This is a genomic window from Bradyrhizobium sp. (assembly GCF_049798375.1).
Taxonomy (GTDB): domain Bacteria; phylum Pseudomonadota; class Alphaproteobacteria; order Rhizobiales; family Xanthobacteraceae; genus Bradyrhizobium.
Genome location: NZ_JBARGP010000450.1, coordinates 1 through 5,482, shown reverse-complemented (window position 1 = coordinate 5,482; position 5,482 = coordinate 1). Strand labels below are relative to the sequence as shown.

The following is a 5,482-nucleotide window of genomic DNA, read 5'->3' as shown; positions in this document are numbered from 1 at the left end:
CGCCCGCCTCGTCGTGACGATGCGCATGCCCTCGTTGAGCGGCGTCGAACAGGCCCGCAGCCGTTCGCCGCCCTCACACTGCACCCAGCAATCCTGGCAGGCGCCCATCTGGCAGAAGCCGGCGCGCGGCGCGCCGCCGAATTCGCTGCTGCGAACACGCTCCACGTTGCAGAGGATCGCGGTCAGCACCGTGTCGCCGGCCCGCCCCTCGCATGCCACGCCATCGAGCGTGAAGCCAACAGCTGCGTGATTGATCCTGCTCAGACGATGAAGCAGCGGCATCGTATCGACCCTCCCCGATCAGGATGTCGTCGAGACCGTAGATGCGGTCAAGCCGATATCATCGGTTCACCGTTTCAAGCCCCAACCGCATCAGCAGATCATCAGACACGCCGCGGCCGATCTCCGGATAGGAGACAGACGGGCGATCTTCGAGATAATCGAGATACAGCCTGCCATCGAGATGATCACTCTCGTGCTGGAAGATGCGCGCGGGCCAGCCGCGCAAGGTCTCGGCGCGCGGCACGCCGTCCAGCGCCGTCCATTCCGCCTCGATCGCGCGATGGGGCGGAATCGGTGCCAGCAGGCCGGGAATGCTGAGGCATCCTTCCGGGAAGGTCCGCATCTCGTCGCCTGATGCCCGCCAGCTCGGGTTGATCACCGCCTCGAACGGAAAAGCCGTGCGCTCCTTCGCGCCCGAATCCTGGTCGGCATCGACGCGCGGCTTGGGGTCCTCCATCACGAACAGGCGGAGCCCGACGCCGATCTGCGGCGCGGCGAGCCCGACACCACGACCCTCCAGGGTCAGCTTCATGATCTCGATGAGCTCGTGAAACGCAGAGGACCGGCGAAGCTCCGCGGAGACCGGCCGGGCGACCTGATGCAGCACCGGATGGCCGATCCTGACGATTCCCGCTGAAATGATCGACGTCATTCACGCACTCCAAACGCGACAGAGCCGCTCAATCATGCACAGCCGCCAGCGGCAATTCCAAGAACGAGCGGCCCAATTGCAGCGTGATGATGGGCGGCCGGCCATGCGGCACCTGCCCGCAATGATCATCATCGTGGCCCGCGATCGAGACACGGATGCGGCTACCCCGGGCGAATTGCCAGGCGACCGGCAATAGCGGTACGCGGATGCGCTCAATCTTGCCTGGTATCAACGGTGACGCGTCGGATCGCGCGAAGCTGCGAAACGGCCATGTGGTGCGATAGTTTGCGGGCGCCGCGCTCTCCTTGCGGTGGAGCGCACGCAGCAATCCTTCGGTGACGTAACGCTCGGTGCCGTCGGCCTCGATCTCGGTGAGGTAGACGAACAGTGCCAGATCCGGCTCGCTCGACGCCACCAAGAGATCAGCGAGCCCATGGCCGGCCAGCTCCATCGCGGTCGGCAGCGGCGCGCTGGTGTAGCTCAGCATCGCATCGGAGCGCCCCTGCCAGTCCGCGTAGTAGTCGCGGCTGTCGATGCCGGCGATGCGCTCATAGCGGGTGTTCGTCCCGGTGCCGCTGCTGAAATCGACATTGTGCCTGTCTTCACCAGCGCGCGGCGCCACGTCGGCCAGCTGTCCATCCGGTGCGAGATAGAGCCGCCGCTCAGTCACCACCGGCGGCCAACGATGCGCCGCGCGCCAAGCTTCCCCGTGCACCGCGTAGTAATGCACGGGCGCCTCGTCAGCGAGCCCCGTATCGCGCTCCATCAGATAGGCATCGAAGAAGCGCAGGATCTCGCCGAGCAGCGGGAATGTCGGCTCGACCTGACGGCGCCACGGCGAGATGTCGATGCGGGCGCCGTGATCCCAGGGACCGAGCAGCAGATGGCGCGGATTGTCTGACATGGTGAGGTGACGCGCGATCGCGCCATTGGCATAGCCGGCGCCGTCATACCAGCCGGACACCGAGAGAATGGCGACATCCGGCCTGATGCCCTCGGACACCGCATAGGGGCTGAACGACGCCGAGGAAAAGGCCGGATCGTAAGGCAGCCCTTCCTCGCGGAATTTGAACTCAGCCATGAAGTCGGTCTGACGGAAATTGCCGAGATGCTGCCTGATCGCCTGGTTCAGCAGCACGCTTTCGGGGTCCGCATCGACCGGCTGCGGCCCTTGGAAATCCGGATTGGCGAAATAGGAGAACTGCCGGAGGATGTCGCGGCGGTCGTGGTCGAGCCCAATCATCAGCTCGTCATAGACCTTGGTCAGCGACTTCAGCTGGATGCCGCCAGGGAAGTAGTTGTCCGAATAGGTATCCCACACCGCAGAGATCGGCGCGATCGCCTTCACCGCGGGATGGCCGGTCGAGGCCAGGAAATCCGCGGCGGCACCGAGGTAGGAGATTCCGGTGGCGCCGATGACGCCGTTCGACCAGGGCTGCGCCACGATCCAGTCAGCGATTTGGCTGGAATCCTCACGCTCCCTGGGCGAGCGAAAACTGTCGCGGGTGCCGAAGCTGGCGCCCGTGCCGCGCACGTCAACCACGACAACGGCATAGCCGCGCGGCACGAAGTAGTCGCGGAACTTTCCGGTGTTTGGATTGACCTCGCCACTGCCGCCGGCGCTCAGCTTGAACCGGCGATAATAAGGCGTGAGGAAAACCAGCGTCGGAAAGCGCTGTCCGGATGCGGCGCCGCCCTTCGGCTGCGGCACATAGGCGTCGAGCGCGATGCGGCAGCCGTCACGCATGGTGACGTAGCAGGACGATGGCGGCGCCAATTCATGCTCGATCGCGCGCGCCGCGACGTAGTCGGCCGGCGGGACGTGCCAAGCATCCGCGGTATTGTCCGTGCTCATGTCACCCATTCGGCCTTGATGGTGCGGCGGGTGTCCCCTGTCTCCGGCGTCTGCCAGGAGAAGCTGAACAGGCCCGATGGTTCGACCTGCTCCACCTCGGCCCGCGCGATATCACGTGCGATCACGACGATGAAGGGTTTTGGCGGATTGTCGGCCGTAAGCTGCCGCGGCGGCGAGAACACCGTGCCGACGCTCTCGACCAGCAGCGGCCGCGGCGCCTCCTGAACCTTGACCAGCCCCTTGATGCGCAGCAGGCGTTCGCCGAGCCGGCCGGCGAGATTGTCAAGCCACGCCGCGAGATCGGGATAAGCGAGCTCCGTCCTCGGCCGCGCCAGACAGAGCACGAGCCGCGGATGCGCCGATGTGAGCCGTGGCGCGAGTTCGCCGAGCGGTAGCGCCGATGTCAGCGGCGCAAACGCCGCGCGCACGGCGGCGGCGCGATCGGCTGTTGCGACCACCTCGGCGACCGGATTGATGCCGGCGATCGCATCCGCGGCATCAGCCAGCGCATCGGGCGCCAGATCGGCCTTGGTCGCGACGATCCGATGCGACGCCGCCCATTGCGCCGCGGCTTCCTCGAAGGCCGCCGCCGCCGCGCCACGCGCGAGATCATAGGTGCCGACTACGGCGACGCGCATGCGGTACTCGGCCAAGGTGGCGAGCTGCCGCAGCACCGGCCCCGGCATCGACAGGCCCGATGTCTCCAGAATGATCCGTCGCAACGGCGGCAGGCCGTCCGGGCGCGGCGCCATGATCAGGCGGTCGATGGTGAAGGCAAGGTCGCTGCCGACCTGGCAGCAGACGCAGCCGTTCGACAGCATCGCCATCGGCACGTCGTCGCCGCTCTCGCGCAGCACCACGCCGTCGAGCCCGATCTCGCCGACCTCATTGACGATGACAGCCGTATCGGAGGCCTCCTCACTGCCGAGCAGATCGCGCAGCAGCGAAGTCTTGCCCGAGCCGAGAAAGCCGGTCAGCACCAGAAAATCGATCGGCGCAGCGCTCATGCCGCAATCCTCATGGCGCGGCGACGTCCTTGGTGGCGTACTTCTCCGGCACGTCGCTCTCAAAGCTCGCCTTCACCAGCTCGCGGACATCGGCCAGCAGTTCCTCGGTGTCATAGATGACGCCATCCTTGATAGTGTATTTCAGGCCGCGATGCCACTCGACCGCGTTGGTGGCATCGTTGAAGCGCATCGCGCCGGTGCCGTAGAGCAGCTTGAAATCGGTCAGCGGATTGTGGTCATGCACCAGCATGTCGGCGCGCATGCCGACATCGATGGTGCCGACCTCGTCCTCGATGCCGCACAGCGCCGCGCCCTGCGACGTCGCCGAGCGCAGCACCTCGAGCGGATGGAAGCCGGCCTCCTGCAGCAGCTCGAGCTCGCGAATATAGCCGAAGCCGAAGATCTGGTAGATGAAGCCGGAATCCGAGCCGGTGCAGACCCGGCCGCCGCGGTTCTTGTACTCGTTGATGAAGGCCATCCAGAGCCGGTAGTTCTGTTGCCACTCAATCTCGTTCTGGGTCGACCAGCGATACCAGTAGGATCCGTGGCCGCCGCGCTGCGGGGTGAAATAGTCCCACATCGATTTCCAGGTATAGTCCTTGTGCCAATAGGCCTGGCGCGCGCGCATCAAATCGCGATTGGCGTCGTAGATCGAGAAGGTCGGCACGAAGGTGAAGCCGATCTCCAAAAACTGCTCCAGCACCTCGTTCCATTTCGCCGAGCCCGGCTCGGCGCCTTGCCCGAACATCTGGCCCGAGACCGAGAAGCGGAAATATTCGTCGGTGTAGTTGTAGTCGAGCGGGAAATTCTGGATCACGCGATCCTCGAACAGCGCCTCCGGCAGGCCATAATAATGCTCGGCGCTGGTCAGGCCCCATTTCGCAGTCGTCAGCGCGTTCATGCGCGACACCGCCATCTGGGCGTGGTGGCAGCCGGTGCGCAGGCCGATGTTTTTGCACTCGTCGAGCGCGGCTTCCATGATCGCTGGCGGCGCGCCGAAGAACTTGATGCCGTCGGCGCCGCGCTCCTTCACCGCGCGTAGCCAAGTGCGGCCCTGCTCCGGCGTGTAGATGGTCTTCACCATGTCGTTGACCGCAGGGAAATAGGCGTAGGACAACAGCCGCGGCGCCGCGATGGTGTTCTCCGCCGAGCGCTGCTTCTGGTCAATCATCCAGGAGAGCCCGTTCATCGAGCCCATCTCGCGCACCGTGGTGACGCCATGTGCCAGCCACAGCTTGTAGACATAGTCGACCGGCGGCACCCAGCCGTTCGCCGAGTGATAGGCAACGCCGGCATGGGCGTGGCAGTCGATGAAGCCCGGCGTCACCCATTTGCCGTTGCAGTCGATTTCGTGATCGGCCGGCTCGGCCGGCTTGCCGCCATAGCCGTAGCCGACGACCTTCTTGATGCTGACGATGCGGCCGTTCTCGACAATGATGTCCACCGGGCCGATCGGCGGCGCGCCGGTGCCGTCGATGACGGTGGCGCTGCGCAACGCCAGCCGCTTGAACGGGCCGATACCGCGATCGCGCGAGGTGGCCGCCGGCACGATCGCCTGCGTACCCTTGTTGCGGATATGCGCGAGCTCGTCGCCGGGAAGGATCTGGGCCTGTTCAGTCATGCTCTCGTTTCCTTTTAGTCCAATCGACCAATCAGCAAAGATATCGAGAATCGGTCGGTGTCACC

The 5,482-nt window shown here is 65.2% G+C and carries 5 protein-coding genes; all 5 read right to left on the bottom strand.

Features of this window, described 5'->3' with window-relative positions:
- Positions 1–282 (bottom strand): (2Fe-2S)-binding protein (locus WA702_RS18680; protein WP_425112015.1); only part of this gene is annotated, 282 nt, incomplete at its 3' end.
- A gap of 58 nt (positions 283–340) precedes the next feature.
- Entirely contained in the window at positions 341–934 is a 594-nt protein-coding gene (locus WA702_RS18675; RefSeq protein WP_425112014.1) for a peptide deformylase, read from the bottom strand.
- 28 nt (positions 935–962) lie between these two features.
- Positions 963–2,789 (bottom strand): CocE/NonD family hydrolase, encoded by a 1,827-nt coding sequence (locus WA702_RS18670; protein WP_425112013.1) that lies wholly within the window; start codon positions 2,787–2,789, stop codon positions 963–965.
- Positions 2,786–3,796, bottom strand: a complete 1,011-nt coding sequence (locus WA702_RS18665; protein ID WP_425112012.1) for a CobW family GTP-binding protein — start codon at positions 3,794–3,796, stop codon at positions 2,786–2,788. Before WA702_RS18665 ends, WA702_RS18670 begins: the two co-directional genes overlap by 4 nt.
- Positions 3,797–3,806: 10 nt before the next feature.
- Positions 3,807–5,417 carry an amidohydrolase family protein gene (locus WA702_RS18660; RefSeq protein WP_425112011.1) on the bottom strand — a complete coding sequence of 537 codons (1,611 nt, stop codon included), beginning with the start codon at positions 5,415–5,417 and terminating at the stop codon, positions 3,807–3,809.
- Positions 5,418–5,482 lie beyond the last annotated feature (65 nt).